The sequence below is a fragment of the Chengkuizengella marina genome, assembly GCF_009910845.1.
GTDB lineage: Bacteria > Bacillota > Bacilli > Paenibacillales > KCTC-33759 > Chengkuizengella > Chengkuizengella marina.
In genome coordinates, this window is record NZ_SIJB01000005.1 from 42,510 (window position 1) to 63,812 (window position 21,303).

General features: G+C 34.7%; 17 protein-coding genes, 1 tRNA gene and 1 other RNA gene. 15 read left to right on the forward strand and 4 right to left on the reverse strand.

What is annotated here, in order from left to right; all coding sequences use genetic code 11:
* Positions 1-238: 238 nt before the first annotated feature.
* Both clpP and ERL59_RS01835 read right to left on the reverse strand, forming a co-directional pair.
* Complete coding sequence (gene clpP / locus ERL59_RS01830) at positions 239-823, reverse strand: ATP-dependent Clp endopeptidase proteolytic subunit ClpP (RefSeq protein WP_160643902.1); 585 nt, start codon at positions 821-823, stop codon at positions 239-241.
* Positions 824-947: 124 nt separating this feature from the next.
* Positions 948-1,022 (reverse strand) — tRNA-Arg (locus ERL59_RS01835).
* 358 nt (positions 1,023-1,380) lie between these two features.
* Between ERL59_RS01835 and ERL59_RS01840 the strand changes: the two genes are divergently transcribed.
* The 13 genes from ERL59_RS01840 to ERL59_RS01900 all read left to right on the forward strand — a co-directional run bounded on the left by ERL59_RS01840 (position 1,381) and on the right by ERL59_RS01900 (position 16,049).
* Positions 1,381-2,403, forward strand: a complete 1,023-nt coding sequence (locus tag ERL59_RS01840; RefSeq protein ID WP_160643904.1) for a sugar-binding transcriptional regulator — start codon at positions 1,381-1,383, stop codon at positions 2,401-2,403.
* Positions 2,404-2,494: 91 nt separating this feature from the next.
* Positions 2,495-3,499 (forward strand): type I glyceraldehyde-3-phosphate dehydrogenase, encoded by a 1,005-nt coding sequence (gene gap / locus ERL59_RS01845; RefSeq protein ID WP_160643905.1) that lies wholly within the window; start codon positions 2,495-2,497, stop codon positions 3,497-3,499.
* Positions 3,500-3,645: 146 nt separating this feature from the next.
* Positions 3,646-4,827 carry a phosphoglycerate kinase gene (locus ERL59_RS01850; protein WP_160643907.1) on the forward strand — a complete coding sequence of 394 codons (1,182 nt, stop codon included), beginning with the start codon at positions 3,646-3,648 and terminating at the stop codon, positions 4,825-4,827.
* A gap of 83 nt (positions 4,828-4,910) precedes the next feature.
* Complete coding sequence (tpiA, locus tag ERL59_RS01855; RefSeq protein ID WP_160643909.1) at positions 4,911-5,663, forward strand: triose-phosphate isomerase; 753 nt, start codon at positions 4,911-4,913, stop codon at positions 5,661-5,663.
* Position 5,664: 1 nt separating this feature from the next.
* Positions 5,665-7,203: a 2,3-bisphosphoglycerate-independent phosphoglycerate mutase gene (gene gpmI / locus ERL59_RS01860; protein ID WP_160643911.1), complete on the forward strand. Its 1,539-nt coding sequence runs from the start codon at positions 5,665-5,667 to the stop codon at positions 7,201-7,203.
* A gap of 15 nt (positions 7,204-7,218) precedes the next feature.
* Entirely contained in the window at positions 7,219-8,502 is a 1,284-nt protein-coding gene (gene eno, locus ERL59_RS01865) for a phosphopyruvate hydratase (RefSeq protein WP_160643913.1), read from the forward strand.
* 211 nt (positions 8,503-8,713) lie between these two features.
* Positions 8,714-9,472 carry a sugar phosphate isomerase/epimerase family protein gene (locus ERL59_RS01870; protein ID WP_160643915.1) on the forward strand — a complete coding sequence of 253 codons (759 nt, stop codon included), beginning with the start codon at positions 8,714-8,716 and terminating at the stop codon, positions 9,470-9,472.
* 57 nt (positions 9,473-9,529) lie between these two features.
* A complete protein-coding gene (gene secG, locus ERL59_RS01875) occupies positions 9,530-9,769 on the forward strand; it encodes a preprotein translocase subunit SecG (RefSeq protein ID WP_160643917.1) in 240 nt (79 codons plus the stop codon).
* Positions 9,770-9,922: 153 nt separating this feature from the next.
* Entirely contained in the window at positions 9,923-12,163 is a 2,241-nt protein-coding gene (gene rnr, locus ERL59_RS01880; RefSeq protein ID WP_160643919.1) for a ribonuclease R, read from the forward strand.
* Between the two features lie 108 nt (positions 12,164-12,271).
* Complete coding sequence (gene smpB, locus ERL59_RS01885) at positions 12,272-12,751, forward strand: SsrA-binding protein SmpB (RefSeq protein ID WP_160643921.1); 480 nt, start codon at positions 12,272-12,274, stop codon at positions 12,749-12,751.
* A gap of 141 nt (positions 12,752-12,892) precedes the next feature.
* Positions 12,893-13,259, forward strand: a transfer-messenger RNA (tmRNA) gene (gene ssrA, locus ERL59_RS01890).
* A gap of 147 nt (positions 13,260-13,406) precedes the next feature.
* Positions 13,407-14,825: an MBOAT family O-acyltransferase gene (locus ERL59_RS01895; protein WP_160643923.1), complete on the forward strand. Its 1,419-nt coding sequence runs from the start codon at positions 13,407-13,409 to the stop codon at positions 14,823-14,825.
* Between the two features lie 12 nt (positions 14,826-14,837).
* Complete coding sequence (locus ERL59_RS01900; RefSeq protein ID WP_160643925.1) at positions 14,838-16,049, forward strand: DHHW family protein; 1,212 nt, start codon at positions 14,838-14,840, stop codon at positions 16,047-16,049.
* Positions 16,050-16,164: 115 nt separating this feature from the next.
* On the opposite strand, the gene fabF is transcribed toward ERL59_RS01900, so the two are convergent.
* Entirely contained in the window at positions 16,165-17,397 is a 1,233-nt protein-coding gene (gene fabF, locus ERL59_RS01905) for a beta-ketoacyl-ACP synthase II (protein ID WP_160643927.1), read from the reverse strand.
* Positions 17,398-17,666: 269 nt separating this feature from the next.
* Between fabF and ERL59_RS01910 the strand changes: the two genes are divergently transcribed.
* A complete protein-coding gene (locus ERL59_RS01910; RefSeq protein WP_160643929.1) occupies positions 17,667-19,385 on the forward strand; it encodes a DUF3298 domain-containing protein in 1,719 nt (572 codons plus the stop codon).
* Positions 19,386-19,560: 175 nt separating this feature from the next.
* Positions 19,561-20,088, forward strand: a complete 528-nt coding sequence (locus ERL59_RS01915; protein WP_160643931.1) for a zinc ribbon domain-containing protein — start codon at positions 19,561-19,563, stop codon at positions 20,086-20,088.
* Positions 20,089-20,182: 94 nt separating this feature from the next.
* Here the strand turns inward: ERL59_RS01915 and ERL59_RS01920 are convergent, their stop codons facing one another.
* A complete protein-coding gene (locus ERL59_RS01920) occupies positions 20,183-21,028 on the reverse strand; it encodes a sulfurtransferase (protein WP_160643933.1) in 846 nt (281 codons plus the stop codon).
* Positions 21,029-21,303: the final 275 nt, after the last annotated feature.

Sequence of the window (21,303 nt, forward strand, 5' to 3'; positions counted from 1 at the left end):
TTCTTGGATGAACTGGTGTCGACGTTCTCCACATGGAAGTGGAGTGATCTTAGTTGACAAATACTTTTCAGGGACCCTGGAACCAATATAACAATTGTAACAAGTGAGGGCAAAATCTGAGTAGAATAATCCTATTACTTACAGTGGCCCAGAATAACTTTTATAAAAAGTGAAAAAGAAGACTTGTAACTAAACAGACCGTTCTATTTAGAACGGTCTGTTAGTAATTACTTAATATTTATTTCACTTTTTCAATTACTTCGTCTATTAGACCATATTCCTTTGCTTCATTCGCACTCATAAAGTAATCACGGTCTGTATCTTTTTGAATTTTCTTTAAAGTTTGCCCTGAACGATCAGCTAAAATACGATTTAATTTGTCTTTCATATTCACAATTCTCTTTGCTCTGATTTCAATGTCACTCGCTTGACCTTCTGCTCCCCCTAGAGGTTGGTGAATCATGACTTCACTATTAGGTAAAGCATAACGTTTACCCTTCTCACCAGCTGCTAGTAAGAAAGCTCCCATAGATGCAGCCATACCAACACATATTGTAGAAACGTCTGGTTTAATAAACTGCATAGTATCAAAAATAGCCATTCCCGCAGTAATGGAACCACCAGGACTATTAATATATAAACTAATATCTTTGTCTGGATCATCAGATGCTAAAAATAACATTTGTGCAATGATGGAATTAGCAACGACATCATTTACTGGACTTCCAAGAAAAATAATGCGATCTTTAAGAAGTCTTGAATAAATATCATATGCACGCTCTCCACGATTAGATTGTTCTACAACCATAGGCACGTAATTCATAAAATATACCTCCCCAATTTATTGAAATGAATTTTTAAATATCATGTAGTATACATCATAACGCAAAAGCACACTAAAGGTCAAGAAAGGTCAAACAAAGATCAAAAAAAATGATTCAAATTTATGGCGCGCTCGCGAGGAATTGAACCTCGATCTCAGGTTCCGGAGACCTGCGTCATATCCATTGGACCACGAGCGCAAAGTATAAGTACACAGTACTTGATATTATATGATATACATCATTTAAAATCAATACATTCAATTTATAAAATCAGTTTATTTAGCAGACTTAAAAGCTTTACATTCTTATACTAAAGAGTTATAATTATTTTGAAGCTATTTGAATGGCTGTTTATTTTTTTGTCATAGTGGGACTTAAAATGATTATGTGGGACTTATATGGTCCAATGCAGTGAATCAACTCTAAACACCTAGGTATAGTCAAAGCTGGCCAAATATTTGCAATTCATGAATTCTCATTTTTTAACTAGTTCGTAATAGAAGATGAGTTTTTACGGAATGTTAATACAGGATGAATTGATTTGGAGTGAACACGATTGCGAAAAATAATAGATATACAAAAACAGCTATTACCTGATTTAACAGAAGTTTTAAATAAGCGATATACTATTTTACATCATATTTTACTTTCAGGTGTAGTGGGTAGAAGAACATTAGCTTCATCATTGAATATGACAGAAAGAGTATTGAGAGCAGAAGTTAATTTTTTAAAAGCACAAGGACTTCTAGAGATTGAAACGATAGGTATGAGAATTAGTGATTCTGGAAAAGAACTTATAGAACAACTTCGTCCCATTATGAAGGAATTATTAGGACTAACAGATCTTGAAGAACAAATTAAGGTTCGTTATGGCTTAAAGCAAGTGGTGATAGTTCCAGGAGATTCTGACTTCTCAGACTATTCGAAAAAAGAACTAGGTCGTGCTGGTGCAGCAATGTTACTTAAATATGCTGCAAAAGAAGATATCATTGCAGTAGCTGGTGGTTCAACCACATCAGAAATTGCAAATCAATTATCAGCCTCTACTCACTTAAAAGGAAATTTGTTTGTACCAGCTAGAGGTGGTTTAGGGGAAATGCTTGAACTTCAAGCAAATACAATTGCATCAAATATGGCTAAAAGGACAGGAGCTGGATATCGATTGCTTCATGTACCTGATCACTTAAGTGAAGATGCTTATCAATCCTTGATTCAAGAACCGAATATAAAAGAAATTATTGATGTTATTCGAAAGTCTCGCATGGTTGTGCATGGAATAGGTGAAGCTATGGTTATGGCTGATAGACGAAAAGTGGATCATACGACTAGACAAATCCTGGAATCAGAGGGGGCGCTTGCTGAAGCATTTGGATACTATTTTAATCATAGAGGAGAAGTCGTACATCAGATTCCTACAATTGGCTTGAGGATTGAAGATATAGTTGGGACTGAAGTTGTCATTGGTGTAGCTGGTGGCAGCAGTAAAGCAGAAGCGATATTAGCTGTTTTGAAATTTGGTCATGAAGATGTATTAGTGATTGATGAAGGCGCCGCAACAAGAATGGTAGAAGTTATGTGAAGTTTATTGAAAATTAATGATTGAGTCAATAAGACGTGCTTCAATGTTCGTCTTGAATATAAAATATTTTTAACTTTAGGAGGAATTTATAATGGTTAAAGTTGGGATTAATGGTTTTGGACGTATAGGGCGCAATGTATTTCGTGCAGCATTAAATAATCCAGAGGTTGATATCGTCGCTATAAATGATTTGACAGATGTTAAAATGCTTGGGCATCTTTTAAAATATGATACAACTCATGGAAAATTAGATGCTACAGTTGAAGTTGGTGAAGCATCACTAATGGTAAACGGAAAAGAAATAAAAGTTTTTGCTGAACGTGATCCAGGAAACCTTCCTTGGGGAGATTACGGGGTAGAGATTGTTGTTGAATCTACTGGTATCTTCACTGAAAAAACAAAAGCAGAAGCACATTTAAAAGGTGGAGCGAAAAAAGTAATCATCTCTGCACCTGCTAAAAATGAAGATGTGACAGTTGTATTGGGTGTTAACGAAGATCAATACGATCCAGCTAATCACACAGTGATTTCCAACGCATCTTGTACAACAAACTGTTTAGCACCATTTGCTAAAGTGATTAGCGATAACTTTGGAATTGTAAAAGGAATGATGACAACCGTTCATTCTTACACAAATGATCAAAATACGTTAGACTTGCCTCATAAAGATGCTCGTCGTGCACGTGCAGCTGCTGAAAACATTATTCCTTCTACAACAGGGGCAGCAAAGGCAGTTTCACTTGTGTTACCTGAATTAAAAGGAAAATTAAATGGTATGGCAATGCGTGTACCAACACCTAATGTTTCTGTAACTGACTTAGTAGTTGAATTAGAGAAAAATGTGACTGTAGAAGAAGTAAATAATGCACTAAAAGCAGCTTCTGAAGGTCCATTAAAGGGCATCTTAAACTACTCTGAAGAACCGCTAGTATCTAGCGATTACAATGGTGATCCTGCTTCTTCTACAATTGATGCTCTTTCTACAATGGTAGTTGGAGATAACATGGTAAAAGTAGTTTCTTGGTACGATAACGAATGGGGTTATTCTTGTCGAGTAGTTGATCTTTGTAGCTATGTTGCAAGTAAAGGATTATAATATTTTTAAATAGATATGATATGAGGAGGAGAATAATTTTCTCCTCTTTCCTAATTCTAATTTTTCTACGAAAATATATTTATCGGACATATCGATGTAAAAAATGCTAACCAGTTCCTGTAAAACCATAAGGAGGCTTACTTTTTATGAATAAACAAAGTATTCGTGATGTAGATGTTAATGGAAAAAAAGTATTTGTACGTGTAGATTTTAATGTGCCTTTAAAGGATGGAAACATTACAGATGACACACGCATTCGTGCAACTTTGCCAACCATTCAATACTTGGTGGAGCAAGGAGCAAAAGTGATACTTGCAAGTCATTTAGGACGACCTAAAGGTAATGTAGTTGAAGAAATGAGATTGACACCCGCAGCAGAACGTTTATCTCAACTTATCGGAAAACCAGTTAAAAAATTAGATGAAGCTTTCGGGCCTGCAGTTCAAGCCGAAATTGATCAATTAAATAATGGCGACATTGTTGTATTAGAAAACACACGTTTTTATGCTGGGGAAGAAAAAAATGATCCTCAATTAGCAAAAGCTTTTGCTGATTTAGCAGACTTATATGTGAACGATGCTTTTGGAGCAGCTCATAGAGCACATGCTTCAACAGAAGGGATTGCAAAACACATCCCAGCAGTTGCAGGATTTTTAATGGAAAAAGAACTTGAAGTGTTAGGGAAAGCTTTAAATAATCCTGATCGACCATTCACAGCTATTGTGGGTGGAGCTAAAGTAAAAGATAAAATTGATGTGATTAATAAATTAATTGAAATTGCGGATGACATTATCATTGGTGGTGGACTTGCTTATACGTTTATTAAAGCCCAAGGATATGAAATAGGTAACTCATTAGTGGATAATGAGAAATTAGAACTAGCGTTAGAATTTATTCAAAAGGCAAAAGATAAAGGAGTAAATTTTCACCTTCCAGTTGATGTTGTTGTAGCAGATGATTTCAATATAAATGCAAATACGCGAATTGTAAACATTGATGAAATGCCAGCAGATTGGGAAGGTATAGACATCGGACCAAAAACAAGAGAAAAATATAAAGAAATTATTTTAAATTCTAAATTAGTCGTATGGAATGGACCAATGGGTGTGTTTGAAATTCAACCTTTCTCACATGGTACAAAAGCGGCAGCTCAGGCGTGTGCAGAAACATCTGGTTACACAGTTATCGGTGGAGGAGATTCAGCAGCCGCAGTTGAGAAGTTTGATTTTGCTGATAAAATGGATCATATTTCAACAGGTGGTGGAGCTTCTCTTGAATTTATGGAAGGAAAACCATTGCCAGGTGTTGTAGCTCTGAATGATAAATAAGCGATTAACATATTCAAACTTTGATCAGCGAAGTAAAGAGATCTTTTTTAAACGATGAAATTATATAAAGGGAAGTGAACACTATGAGAGAGCCTATTATTGCTGGAAACTGGAAAATGTTTAAAACAGTAAGTGAAGCACAAGCTTTTATCAACGAAGTAAAAGGTAGAGCAGAAATTGATGGGGTGGAAAGCGTTATTTGTGCTCCTTTTACAAATCTTCCAGCCTTAGTTGAAGCCGTGAAAGGTACGAAAATAAAAGTAGGTGCACAAAACTTGCATTGGGAAGAAAGTGGAGCCTTTACAGGTGAAATTAGTGGTGCTATGTTAGAAGATTTAGGTGTGAATTATGTGATCATTGGACACTCAGAAAGAAGAGCTTATTTTGCAGAAACAGATGAAACAGTGAATAAAAAAGTGCATGCATCATTTAAATATAATCTTACTCCGATTGTATGTGTAGGTGAAAAATTAGAGGAAAGAGAAGCAGGGCAAACGAAAGAGGTATGTAAACTACAAGTAAACGAAGCTTTCAGAGGACTTTCCAAAGAGCAAGCAGCTCAAGTAGTAGTTGCTTATGAACCGATATGGGCAATTGGAACAGGAAAATCCTCAACTGCAGAAGATGCAAACGAAGTGATTACCTACATCAGAGAACAACTTATAGCTTTATTTGACGTAGAAACTGCAAATCATGTACGTATTCAATATGGTGGCAGTGTAAAGCCAAATAACGTGCGTGAATATATGAATCAACTAAGTATTGATGGAGCACTTGTAGGTGGAGCAAGTTTAGATCCTAATTCCTTTACTCAATTAGTTGAGGGGGCAAAATAATATGTCTGCACCTAAACCTGTTGCATTGATTATTTTGGATGGATTTGGACTTAGGGATGAAACAGAAGGTAATGCTGTAGCTTTAGCAAACAAACCCAATTATGATCGTTACCTAAAAACATATCCAAATACTACACTTACAGCTGCTGGTGAAGCGGTTGGGCTCCCTGAAGGTCAGATGGGAAATTCAGAAGTAGGACATTTAAATATTGGAGCAGGTAGGATTGTTTATCAGGATCTCACACGTATAACAAAATCCATTAAAACAGGCGAATTTTTTGAAAATGAAACATTGTTAAAAGCTGTTCGACATGCAAAAGACAACAATCGAAAATTGCATTTGTATGCCCTGCTTTCAGATGGTGGGGTACATTCTCATCAAAGTCATCTATATGCTATGTTGCAATTGGCAAAAAAAGAAGGATTAGAAGATGTGTATGTACACGCCTTCTTGGATGGTCGTGATGTTGCACCAGATAGTGCGATAGTCTACATGCAAGATTTGCTTAAAAAAATAAGTGAGGTTGGTGTAGGGAAAATTGCAACCGTTCAAGGTCGTTATTATGCAATGGATCGTGATAAACGTTGGGACAGGGTAGAAAAGTCATATTGTGCCATGGTATATGGTGAAGGACCAAAATATCATGATCCGATCAAAGCGATTGCAGAATCGTATAAACAATCCGTATACGATGAGTTTGTACTGCCAACAGTCATTGTAGATCGTGACAACAATCCGCGTGGACTCGTTGAAACAAATGATGCTGTTGTTTTTTTAAACTTTAGACCTGATCGAGCGATTCAATTATCTCAAGTATTTACGAATAAAGATTTTCGTGGATTTGACAGAGGAGAACATTTTCCAAAAGATATTTATTATGTAAGTTTAACGTTGTTTAGTGAAACTGTCGGTGGTTACGTTGCGTATAAACCAAAAGATTTGGATAATACTTTAGGAGAAGTATTGGCCCAAAATAATAAGAAGCAGTTAAGGGCAGCTGAAACTGAAAAATATCCTCACGTTACATTTTTCTTTAGTGGAGGTCGGGATGTTGAACTTCCAGGTGAAACCCGCTTGTTAATTAACTCACCTAAGGTAGCAACCTATGACTTACAACCTGAAATGAGTGCATATGAGTTGGCGGATGCTGTGGTGAAAGAAATAGAATCTGATCAATTTGATTCCATTATATTAAATTTTGCTAATCCTGATATGGTCGGACATTCGGGAAAATTAGAGCCTACAATTAAGGCTGTTGAAGCTACGGATGAATGTTTAGGTAAAGTTGTTGAAGCGATTCTTGCAAAAGGGGGAGCTGCAGTCATTACTGCAGATCATGGTAATGCCGATGTTCTTGTTGATAAGAATGGAGGACCTCATACAGCACATACAACTAACCCAGTACCATTGATCGTAACAGATAATAATGTATCATTAAGAGAAGGTGGAATACTAGCTGATATTGCACCAACCCTACTAGAACTATTACAATTAAAACAACCTGAAGAAATGACAGGTACATCAATTATAAAAAAATAAGGAGTGGTTATTGAAATGACTATAATTTCTGATCTTTACGCTCGTGAAGTACTAGATTCACGCGGGAACCCAACTGTAGAAGTAGAAGTTTATTTAGAATCAGGAGCGCTTGGAACAGCGATAGTACCTTCTGGTGCTTCCACAGGGGCTTATGAAGCAGTTGAGCTTCGTGATGGTGATAAGAGTCGTTATTTAGGAAAAGGGGTTATGAAAGCAGTAGATAACGTAAATGAACTTATCGCACCTGAATTAATTGGATGGGATGCTTTAGATCAAGTAGGTATTGATAAAAAAATGATCGAACTTGATGGTACTCCGAACAAAGCTAAACTTGGAGCAAATGCTATTCTTGCTGTTTCAATGGCAGTAGCTCGTGCTTGTGCTCAAGCGTTAGATCTACCTTTATATGCATACTTAGGTGGTTTCAATGCCAAAACTTTACCTGTTCCAATGATGAACATCGTTAATGGTGGAGAGCATGCTGATAACAATGTAGATATTCAAGAATTTATGGTGCTTCCAGTTGGTGCACCTAGTTTTAAAGAAGCATTGCGTACAGGTGCAGAGATATTTCATGCACTGAAAAAAGTACTAAAAGATAAAGGTTTAAATACTGCTGTAGGTGATGAGGGCGGTTTTGCTCCAAATCTTGGATCTAATGAAGAAGCAATCACAACGATCATTTCTGCAATTGAAGCTGCAGGATATAAACCTGGTGAAGATGTAATGTTAGGAATGGACATCGCTTCTACCGAGTTTTATAGAGATGGTAAATATGTATTATCTGGAGAAGGTAAATCCTTTACTTCAGAAGAATTCGTAGATTATTTAGCAGGTTTAGTTGAAAAGTATCCTATTATCTCCATCGAAGACGGTCTAGCTGAAGATGATTGGGAAGGATGGAAATTACTTACTGAAAAGATTGGTAATAAAGTACAACTTGTTGGAGATGACTTGTTTGTAACAAATACAGAACGTCTTTCAACAGGAATTGAAAAAGGAATCGGCAATTCCATTCTAGTTAAAGTAAACCAGATTGGAACTTTAACTGAAACTTTTGATGCTATTGAAATGGCGAAACGTGCTTGTTACACAGCTGTTATTTCACATCGCTCTGGAGAGAGTGAAGATACTACAATCGCTGATATAGCAGTTGCAACAAATGCCGGTCAAATAAAAACAGGCGCTCCATCACGTACAGATCGTGTTGCAAAATACAACCAATTACTTCGCATTGAAGACGAATTGGCAAACATCGCTATTTATGATGGAAAAAAAGCATTTTATAACTTAAAATAAAACTATTTTTTAATTTACACCCCTCTATTGAAGGTTGTTTACACAACCTCAATAGAGGGGTGTTTTTTCTTCTTGTCCTTCTAAATTCACTTATTCTATCCCAAAATAACATAAAAACATAACTATTATCGTAATATGTTTATTGTTTCATCCTCGTTATAATGAACATATAACAACCTAAATATAATTTTATTTATATGGGAGGGTATTTATGTCAATTCCAGTTGGTTTACAGTTATATACACTACGAGAAGAAACGGAAAAGGATTTTGTTGGTACTTTAAAAGCAGTGGCTACTATGGGATATCAGACAGTTGAATTTGCCGGTTATGGTCGTATAAAAGCCAATGAAATGAAAAAGGTCTTAAATGATTTAGGTCTTAGTTCACCGTCCAGTCATGTGTCTATTGAAAACCTTCTTACTGAGTTGGAAGAACAAATACAATACAGTCTGGAGATTGGCGCAAAATACATTGTTTGTCCATATTTAGATGCAGGAACATATTTGCATGGTGAGCAAAACTTAAAAAATACGTTAAGCAGCTTTCAAAAAATTGCATTGAAGTGTAAAGAAAATGGTCTTCAATTTGCTTATCATAATCATGATTTTGAATTTGAAAAATGGGATGTCAAGTCTTATTTAGATCATATTTTTCAATCCATTGACGAAGATTTATTAGTGGCTGAATTAGATTTGTTTTGGGTGAAAAAAGCCGGACTAGACCCAATTCAATATCTATCTTCTCTCAAAAACCGTTGCCCAATTATTCATGTAAAAGATATGACAAATGACGATCGAAAAACATTTTCAGAAGTAGGACACGGTATTATTAACTATCCTTCCATATTTAAAAGGGCTCAACAAATTGGAATTGAGTATTATATTGTTGAGCAAGATGTTTGTGAACGCCCTCCTCTTGAAAGTGTTAAAATGAGTATTGATTATTTAAAATCGATCGGTATTGCGTAAGGATTGCTCGTATGATATAATATGTGCATTGATTTCTGTGCTTTTAGGAGGAACATTATGGGAACATTTCTAACAGTTTTACTCGTAATCTTTTCTGTGGGATTAATTACAGTCGTGCTTTTACAAAAAGGGAAGAGTGCAGGTTTATCTGGTGCTATCAGCGGTGGTGCTGAACAATTATTTGGTAAACAAAAAGCTAGAGGATTAGATTTGTTACTACAGCGTTTAACATTAGTGTTAGCTGTTGGTTTTATTGTTTTAGCTCTAGTTGTATCTTACATTTATCCACCACTTTAATAATGAATATGTAAATAATTTAAATTAAACAGCAGGTGAGAGTATCCTGCTGTTTTCTTTTTGTTTAATATTGTATGGATATTATGTTTAATTGTGTTTTTACCCGAGAATACTAATAAAATAATAATGAAAGAGAACTTATAGAGGTGAATTATGGTAACAGAAGAACGGTTACTTAGCTTTATGCGCGAAGATGCATACAAGCCGATGAGTTATAAAGAGTTAGAACAGCATTTTCAAATTGAAGGTGCTGAACAATTTCGAAGTTTTTTGAAATTGTTAAATGAGTTAGAAACGAATGGTATGATTATACGAACAAGAACAGATCGATACGGAGTACCAGAGAGAATGGATTTAATTCGAGGGAAAATACAAGCACATGCCAAGGGCTTTGCTTTTCTTATTCCTGATGATAAAGATCAAACAGATGTCTATATCCATGCAAATGATCTTTTGAGTGCTATGAATGGTGATGTTGTTTTAGTTAGAGTGAACAGCAGAGGTCCTTCAGGTGGAAAATTAGAAGGGGAAGTTATTCGAATAATTGAACGTTCTGTTACTCAAGTTGTAGGAGTATTTCAAAAAAACGGAGCATTTGGATTTATTCTTCCTGATGACAAAAGGATTAATAAAGATGTTTTTGTTCCAAAAGAGAGTTTTTTGGGAGCAGTAGATGGACAAAAAGTAGTAGCTGAAATTGTCAAATATCCAGAAGGAAGAGCATCAGCAGAAGGCAAAATTATTGAAATTCTTGGACATAAAGATGATCCTGGCGTGGATATTTTGTCTATTATTAGAAAATATAATTTACCTGAAATGTTTTCAGATGAAGTTATGGATGAAGCTGAAGCAGCACCTGATGCGATTACAGAAGAAGAGATCCAAGCGCAAGGTAGAAGAGATCTAAGGGATAAAACCATCGTTACGATTGATGGTGCGGATGCAAAAGATTTGGATGATGCAGTTAATGTTGATAAATTAGAAAATGGACATTACCGTTTAGGTGTACATATTGCTGATGTAGGTTATTATGTAAAAGAAAATTCTAAACTGGATCAGGAAGCCTTCAACCGAGGTTGTAGTGTTTATTTAGTGGATCGAGTCATTCCAATGTTACCTCGAAGATTATCTAATGGGATATGTAGCTTGAATCCACAAGTTGATCGATTAACGATGTCTTGCGAAATGGAGTTTGATGCAGCTGGGAAGTTGATTAGTCACGATATTTTTACAAGTGTGATTAATACTACTGAAAGAATGACCTATACAGATGTAAGAAAGATTTTAGAGGACGACGACTCCCAATTAATGAATAAATATAGTCATCTTGTTGACACTTTTAAACAAATGCAAGAGTTAGCATTAATTTTAAGAAAAAGACGTATGAAACGTGGTGCAATTGATTTTGATTTTCAAGAGTCCAAAATTATTGTAGATGACAAAGGTATACCAGTTGATATTGTGAAAAGGGAAAGATCTATAGCTGAACAAATCATTGAAGAATTTATGCTGGCCGCAAATGAAACAGTAGCAGAGCATTTTTATTGGTTAAAGGTTCCTTTTTTATATCGAATTCATGAACATCCTGATGCAGAAAAACTAATGAATTTCATCACCTTTATTAATAATTTTGGTTATGTTATTCGTGGACGCAGCAACTCTATTCACCCAAGATCTTTACAAACGATCATTGAAGAAATTAAAGATACAAAGGAAGAGACAGTGATCAGCACATACATGTTAAGATCTATGAAACAAGCAAAGTATGATGCTGAAAGCTCAGGTCATTTTGGCTTAGCAGCAGATTTTTATTCTCATTTTACCTCACCCATACGTAGATATCCTGATCTTGTCATTCATCGAATTATCCGTGAAGTTTTAACTAAAGGGACCTTAACAGATAAAAGGCATGAATACTTATCAAGTAGAATGGAGGATATTGCAGTTCAATCCTCAGAAAGAGAAAGATTAGCCGTAGATGCTGAACGGGAAACAGATGATCTGAAAAAAGCAGAATATATGCTGGATAAAGTTGGTGAAGAGTTTGAAGGGATTGTCAGCAGTGTGACTAGTTTTGGTATGTTTGTAGAACTAAATAATTCTGTTGAGGGTTTAATTCGGTTAAGTGATTTAACGGATGATTATTACCATTATCACGAAATGCAACTTGCACTGATCGGTGAAAGAACGGCAAATATATACCGCATAGGAGACGAAGTAAAGGTCAGGGTTTCACGTGTGAATATTGAAGATTATACGATTGATTTTGAGTTAGTAAATATGAAGCCAAGAAAAAGTAAAGTGAATTTGTTAGATGATAAAAAAGGAGAACAAAACCAAAGTTATATTAAAGCTAAGAAAAGGAAAAAAGAGAAAAAAAGACCTAAAATATAATGTTGATTTCAGTGAACGTTACTGATAAAATTAATTTCTAATTACTTTTATAGAGTAGTTTCTATAGGATTTTGGGATCGTATGTATGCTCTGGAGAGGAGTGAAAAAATGAGCAAAAAAAACACAGATAAACCGTTAGCTCAAAATAAAAAAGCATCCCATGATTATTTTATTGAAGACACGTTTGAAGCGGGTCTTGTTTTAACAGGAACTGAAATCAAGTCTATTCGTGGGGGAAAAACGAATCTATCTGATAGCTTTGCTACGATTCGTAATGGGGAAGCATTTATTCATAACATGCATGTTAGTCCTTTTGAACAAGGCAATCGCAATAATCCAGATGATCCAACTCGACCCCGAAAATTATTGCTCAAAAGAAAACAAATTGATACATTATATGGTGCCTCAAAACAGCAGGGTTATGCGTTAGTTCCATTAAAAATTTACATTAAAAATGGTTTTGCTAAGTTACTGCTTGGTTTAGGCAAAGGTAAAAAGCAATTCGATAAAAGGGAAACAGCAAAGAAAAAAGATGCTCAACGAGATATTCAAAGAGCACTTCGAGAAAAACAAAAAGTGGCAAGATAGTTCCCAATCTAGACCTTCGTTTCCAACAATTATTTTAGATAAAAGAGAATTGATGTGTTATACTATATGTACAGCATCAAACAAACACTATTAAAGTTTATTATTAAGTAATAGCTTCTCATGGAAGCTTTTTTCTATCCTGGGGGCGTTTATGGATTCGACGGGGATAGTTTGAGCATGAGTAGCGGGTAGTGGGGACGCGTCCACTTCATCAACGCTAAAGCCAATTTAAACGGCAAACAAAACAACAACTTAGCTTTAGCTGCTTAATAACCAGCGGGCTAGCTCTAACCTTCCATCGCCCATGTGGCAGGCTTAGGGCTCAACTTTAGTGGGCTACGCCGTCTGATCTCCGTCTGAGGTCAGCGGAAGAAGATAATCAGACTAGTTTAAACAGTAGCGGGTTACTTGGCGGCTGTTTAAGCGAAACTTACTCAAGTAACTACACCCGTAGAAGCTTGTGTGGCGATATTTTCGGACAGGGGTTCGACTCCCCTCGCCTCCACCATGGAAACCCAGACTGCATGAGGTCTGGGTTTTCTTTTTGTCTATTTCTCTAAATTAACTCCTATAGAAGCTTTTGTTCTGTCCATTTTTGTTGTAAAATGTAATAGCTTGTATTTTTTTTGAGACAGAAGAAGGGGTTGAATCCAGATTGGTTTTTTCTAGTTTAACATTTCTTTATTTATTTTTTCCTTTATTACTTTTATCGTACTATGCTTTTAAATCCCCTTTATATCGGAATTGGATATTAATTATAGCCTCTTTTATTTTTTATGCATGGGGTGAGCCAGTATGGGTCATTTTACTATTAAGCTGTGCTATTGTTGGCTATTATTTTGGCATTTTGATTAATAAAAATAAAGATCATGTGAAAAGAAAAAAATGGATTTTAGCCATTGGTATCACGATCAATTTAAGTGTGTTAGTTTTTTTTAAATACATTGACTTTTTAATCCAAAATTTTAATTTATTATTACATGCAGATCTTCCATACTCAGGAATTGGATTGCCGATAGGGATATCATTTTTCACGTTTCAAGTTATTTCTTATCTTGTAGATGTATATAGAGGAGATGTTCCGAGTTCAACTTCAAAGGTAAATGTACTTTTATACATTTCATTATTCCCGCAACTAATCGCTGGTCCAATTGTTCGTTACACAGATATTCAACATCAAATGGAAAATCGTTCATTTTCTCTATCTAACTTTAGTCAAGGAATTAATAGATTTGTAATAGGTTTAGGAAAAAAGGTTATATTTGCAAATACAGCAGGTGAAACGGCCGCTCTCTTTTTAGACGGAAATGTAACCGAAGTTTCAGTGTTAGGTGCTTGGTTTGGAATATCTTTGTTTGCGATTCAGATTTATTTTGATTTTTCAGGTTATTCTGATATGGCTATTGGACTTGGAAAAATGTTCGGTTTTACATATCCTGAGAACTTTAATTATCCTTATGTTTCAAGATCAGCTACAGAATTTTGGCGTAGATGGAATATGTCTCTCGGTGCTTTCTTTAGGGATTATGTTTATATCCCACTAGGTGGAAATCGAAAATTGCCTGTAAGAAATTTATTTATTGTTTGGTTTTTAACGGGATTATGGCATGGTGCTAGCTGGAATTTTATTATCTGGGGCCTATATTTCGGAATATTGATTTTCATAGAAAAGAAATTTTTACTTTCTTTATTTAGTAGATTACCAGTTTGGTTTTCTCATCTTTATTTGACTGCTGCGATGTTAATAGGCTGGGTGTTTTTCTACTATACAGATATGAAACAAGGGTTACTATTCATTAAAAGTTTATTTGGATTAAATTCAAACGTATTTGTGGATGTCATTTTGAGTGTCCAGTTTAATAATAATTTGATCTTTTTTATTGCAGCTATTATCGCATGCACACCAATACCAAAATGGATTTTTAATAAATTGATAAGGGTTTTACCTAAAAAAATGCAAACTAAGTTTTCAAATGATATCGCTGTACCTATATTTAACTTTTTTATACTAATCATTTCTACAACATTGTTAGTAGGTAGCACGTACAATCCATTTTTATATTTTCGTTTTTAGGAAGGTGTACTTATGAGTGAAAGAGTGAATTTGAAGGTTAGTATAAATGAAGAAGCGCCCCTAGATATTAGTAAGAAAAAAAGAATGAATTTAAACGTTCTTTTATTTATTGGAACTCTAACTATATTTTTTGTATTAAATTTTGTTAATACAAATGATGCTTCAATCTCAACGAAAGAAAATAGGACTTTAGCTGAGATGCCTGACTTTAGTTGGAGTAACTTAATTTCAGGGAAATTTATTCAGGATTTTGAATTGTTTTATTCCGATAGTTTTCCTTTTCGTGAGTCCTTTATATCATATGGTAGTACTCTATTAGATCTGAAAGGTTTTTCAGGAGAAGACGAAGTAACGATAGTAGAGTCGAAAGGCAATTATGTAGTGGTTGGTAATAAAGCAATGTCATTATACTACTATACGCCTGAGGCAGCAGAACAATATGCAGATGCGTTAAATATGTTTAGAGATAAAATTGGAAATGATATCGAGATATATAGTTTGGTAGTCCCTACTGCTATAGAATATTTCCTTGAGGAAAAGTATTCCGATATGGCTCCTCCACAGTCGGAATCCATTCAATTTGTAAATGAACAGCTTGATGAATCCATCCATAGTATTCCTGCTTATAAAATATTGGAGGAATATAAAAATGAATATACATATTTTCGATCGGATCATCACTGGACAGCACTAGGTGCATATTATGCGTATACTTCCTTTATGGAGCAAATGGGTGAGAGTGCAATACCGTTAGGGGAATATTCAGAAATAAAAGCAGGGCAATTTTTAGGTACGACTTATAATGCGACATTAAATAAAAACATAGCAGCAAATCCTGATACAATTTTTATCTATGAGCCATTTACAGAATACGTATTTAAAGCTCTAAAAAATGGAAAATTAACACAGGGAGAAGTGATTCAAGATAATAAAGAGGGTTATGGAAAGTTTCTTGGTGGAGATTTTCCTTCAGCGTATATTCAGACAGAAAGGGAAGGAGATCGAATTTTAATTATTAAGGATTCTTATGCGAATTCATTTATTCCTTTTTTAATTCCTCATTATGAACAGATTCATTTTATTGATTTACGGCATTACTCAGGGGATGTGTATGATTATATAACTGAACATAAAATTGATAAGGTGATGTTTTTGAATAGTTCTTCCGTTACTTCTCACACAGGTTATACTAGTATTTTACAAGAAAAGTTAAACTTAAATTAATCGTCTGAAAGACCAACAATGAATAAAAACTAAAATAGGGCCGAAATTTATAAATTTCAGCCCTTTATTGTTATTCTTTACTTTAAGGTACTTAACTTCTATAAATACGGCACACTTAACTATATTTTTTCATTGTAATGACGGCGTTATGCCCACCAAAACCAAATCCATTGGATAGAGCCACATTAATGTTTGTTTCAATGGCTTCATTAGGAACACAATCAAGGTCACATTCAGAATCTGGATTCTTATAGTTTATTGTAGCAGGTGCAATGTTTTCAGAGATGCTTTTCAGTGTGATAATTGCTTCGACCCCACCTGCTGCACCAAACATATGCCCTGTCATTGATTTTGTAGCACTTACTTTTAAGTGATATGCGTGATCGTTAAAAACGGATTTGATTGCTTTTGTTTCTGAACGATCTCCTTCAGGTGTGCTTGTAGCATGAGCGTTAATATAATCTACGTCTTCTGGTTGAATTTCTCCCATGTCCATGGCGATTTTCATAGCGTTAGCTGCACCTTGAAAATCGGGTGTTGTAATGTGATGAGCATCTGTTGTTGCTCCGTAACCTACAATTTCACCTAAAATGGTTGCCCCACGTTTTTTTGCATGTTCATATTCCTCAAGGAAAAGTGCCCCTGCACCTTCAGACATCACAAAACCATCACGTGTTGCATCAAATGGACGACTCGCTGTTGTTGGGGTTTCATTTTGAGTAGACATGGCTCTCATTCTTGAAAAACCTGCAAAAGCTAAAGGATTAATCGTAGCTTCTGCTCCACCTGCTAAAATAGCATCTGAATAACCATTTTGGATGTTTAGAAAGGCTTCTCCTATTGCTTGATTACCAGTTGCACAAGCTGAAACAGGAGAAAAGCTCGGCCCCGTGAACCCTGTTTTAATTGAAATAATCCCTGTAGCCATATTACTGATCATCATTGGAATCAGAAAAGGAGAGACTCTTCTAGGTCCTTTATCCAACATAGCATTATGATTATCTAAAAGTGTATTAAATCCGCCAATCCCTGATCCCATATAGACCCCAATTCGTTGTTTATTTACTTGATCCATATCAAGATTTGCCTGATCGAGGGCTTGTTTTGCAGCTGCATAGGCATACTGAATAAATAAATCATATTTTTGCAGTTCTTTTGAATCGAAATATTCTTCTGGAATGAAGTTCTGAACTAATCCTCCTATTTGGGTGTTGATGCCTTTAAACTTTTCAGCGCTAAGTTTGCTTATCCCTGATTTTCCTTGTTTTATGTTCTGCCAAAAAGTATCTATATTATTCCCTAGAGGTGAGACGATGCCATATCCTGTGACTACAACTCTACGTTTCATCATTTTCTCCTACTTTCTTTTTCATTCTCATTAAAAAGATGTGCATCATAGACGATATGATCTAATTATTATTATAACACTTAGTATTAGAACTTGGTACTAATTTAGAGATTTTTATAATATTGTTTTCGATAAAATTGTAACACAAAGGTGTATTTCTATTTTCTTAATAAAATGTAATCAATTTGTAACTCTTTGTCACCCTTTATAAAAAAGAACAAGTTATGATTAGTCATGTAAATAAAATATATAATAAAGGAGTGAACATAATGAAAAAAACAGCTATGTTATTAACATTATCAGGAACCTTACTGTTTGGAGGCATTCAACTTTCTCTGGCAAATTCAACTTCCACATCTCAACCAATAGCAATGGAGTTAGCTCTCTTTGATTTGCAACAATCATCAAAAGTCTCTGTAGAATCAACCGATTATGCTTTTCAAAATGAATATGTAGTAGTTGAAGGGAAATTACCGGTTGTCAAAGGAATGAAGGATGAAAAATTTCAAAAAGAAGTAAATAAACAAATCATACAATTTGTAGAACAAAAAACAGCAGAAGTAGAGAAGCAATCAAAAGTATTTAATGATGAGCAGAAGAAATTGGGTGATGATGCGATATCAGGCCCTCATAATTCACCAACAGGTCCATATAGTTTAAATATTAACTACAAGGTTAAAATTTCTGGGAACATGGTTTCCATTGTATTTAATACCTATACGATAGGATATATAGCAGCAAATGGTATAAATGAAGTTGATTCCATCAATATCATTGATAATACAAAGGGACACATTGTGGAATTAAAACATTTCGTTGCAGATAAAGAAAAACTAAATCAATTAATTCAAAAAGAAATTGAGTCCAATGAACAATTATTTAAGGATTCTTTTAAGTCTATAAGAAATGATCAAGCTTTTTATGTAGAAGACAACCAATTAAGTGTAGTTTTTAATGAATATGAAATTGCGGCAGGTTATGTAGGTACACCTACAGTTACAATTCCTTTAGAGCAATTGGAAATAGATAAAGATTTTGAGGAGTCACAAATTTCGGTTGAATCTAAAACACTTTCATTGGAGGAAGATTTAGTTGTTATATCTGGAGAGCTCCCCTTATTAAAGGGCATTACAGATAAACAGCTTCAAAAGTTAGTGGAAGCACAAATTGATGAGATTTATCAAACAGCAAAACGTGAAATAGAAAAAGAAGCAAGTGATCTAATAGCAAATAATATGGATACAAGAGGGAATAAACTTGCACTTCATATAAGTTATGATGTTAAAGAGAATCAAGATGTCGTTTCTGTCATCATAACTACATCAAAATACTCCATAGCAGGAAGTGGTATATCCACAGTTCAATCGATTAATTTAAATAATAGCGGTCAAGGTCAACTTCAAATTAATGATATTGTGAATGATCAAGCACAATTAATCAAACTCATACAAACAGAAATAGATCAAGATCCAGATAAGTATTTTCAACAAAAACTAACTTCTTTACGGGAGGATTTAGCTTTTTATACTGAAAGTGATCAGCTTGTCCTTATTTTTAATGAATATGAAATTGCAGCAGGTTATGTAGGTACTCCTGAAATTAAAATACCTTTAAGCGAACTATCTACTGTTTTAGATGAGAATAACGACGATATGAATCACAATAGAAATAATGTTTCTTATTATACAAAAACGGTAGATGAGGCTCCTGTAACTATGGTTTCATTAAGAGAATTAGGTAAACACTTTGACTACAAAGTAAAATGGGAACCACAAACGAAATCTGTAACATTATTCAACGATACAACTGAAATTTCTGTTAAGGTAGGAGATAGCGAAGTTTTTATCGATGGTAAAAAATCAGAGTTATTAGAATTAGCGTCCGACTCTTATAAAAACCGAGTTTATGTACCAGTATCATTCGCTGAAAAAGTAATGGGAGAATTCATTACTTTAGAGGAGAAAAATGAAATAAAATTAGAGAAATAAAAGTATACAATGTTGGAAAAAGGCAGTGGGTTATCCACTGCTTTTTTGTTGTTTTAAATCATTAATCGATTACTTTTGAAGTTGAAAATTGGAACTAAACTATAAAATAGGAGTATAAACTTTTATAGAATTTAGTGTGGTCATATTATAATGAAAGTAAGGAGGGGGATCTAAAATGAATAAGAAACCATTTATTACAGAAGAACACAAACTAGCAAGGAAAATTTTAAGAATTATTGGTCCGATCATTTTATTTGGGGGTATTTTATCATTTGTAATATTTATGGTAGATCTTTTCACATTAAAAGGTTTTGAACAGCCTAATTACCCTTGGCTGCCATTTGTGGGAATTCCTTTAATTTTTGTAGGTTTAGTTGTTTCTGGTTTAGGTTATGGTAGTGTCGTAGCTCGATATCAATCACGAGAATATAGTCCAGTAGTGAGTGACACTTTTAATCATTTAAGTAAAAAGTCTTCTGATGGAATTCGAAATATTTCAAAAGCTATCAAAGAAGGAGTAAGTCAAGAGACTAATTCTCCCCAAACAAGAAGTTTATCATGTTCAAAATGTGGAACAGATAATGAAAATGATGCAATGTTTTGTAAAAATTGTGCTCAATCATTGCAGTTATCGTGTTCAAAATGTGGAAGTTTCAATGAAAGTAATGCCAAATTTTGTGATCAATGTGGGGAAAGAATCTGATATGACCAGACGTACCACATACATATGCAAAAGTATGTAAAGAAGCACATTAATGAAGTTAATGTGCTTCTAACGTTTCCTGATTCTTAGAATATTATTCGTTAGTACTTACTGGATTATCGTTATACGTAATCCAATCACTCCAGCTTCCTAAGTATAACTTTACATTTTCATACCCCACTTCTTTTAAAGTAAGGACGTTTGGACAAGCAGTAACACCTGAACCACAATATACAATCACTTCTTTTTTTTTATCGATCTGGTTGAATCGGTTTTGCTGTTCATCTATACTTTTCCAAGTCCCTTGATCATTTAAGCCTTCTTTCCAGAATGCGTTTATTGCAGATGGAATGTGCCCCCCAATGATATCGATAGGTTCTTCTATTCCATCGTAACGAATTGGTTCTCTAGAGTCGATAATCGTGGTACTGTCATCACCAATACGCTCCTTCACTTCTTTCATGGATACCAGAAGGTCATCATGTATGTCACGAATAAATGGTTTTTTTTGTATCATAGGTATTTCAGAAGTAACAGGGTTATTTTCTTCTTTCCATAAATTGTATCCACCATTTAACACGCCTACTTTTTTGTGACCGAGGTAAGTTAACATCCACCAGAAGCGGGAAGCAAAGGCACCACCTTGATCGTCGTATGCTATCACTGTTGTATCCTGATCAATGCCAGCAGTAGATAACTTATCACAGAATTCATCGATATTAGGTAATGGATGTCTGCCGCCATGTTCCTCTACCTTACCTGACATATCTTGATTCAAATCAAAGAATAAAGCTCCAGGGATATGATCCCCTAAATAACTAAGAAGTCCAGCAGTAGGATTACCTAATTCAAATCTGCAATCAATCACACGCACATTAGAAAGATTTTCTTTTAACCAATTTGCTTCTACAATATGATTCAAGCTCTCTCCACCTTTCATATATCGCTTCAGAGAAAGGGTTGCCACTAGATGTTAGTAGTGCAAGTCTTGTTTTTCTCCCGTACAAACTCGCTCTCTTTCGCTGTATGTTTTAAAGTATATTCTTACAAATTTATTCTTTGTTTGATTGTAACATACCTTTTTTGTATACCTAAATGCTTATTTTGGATTTATAGGGTATTTTAATTTCTTACCATTAGATGATAAGTATGATTTATTCCATGAGTTAAAACAGTGAAAAAAACTAAAAAATCGCATCCCACCTTTTTAAGTTG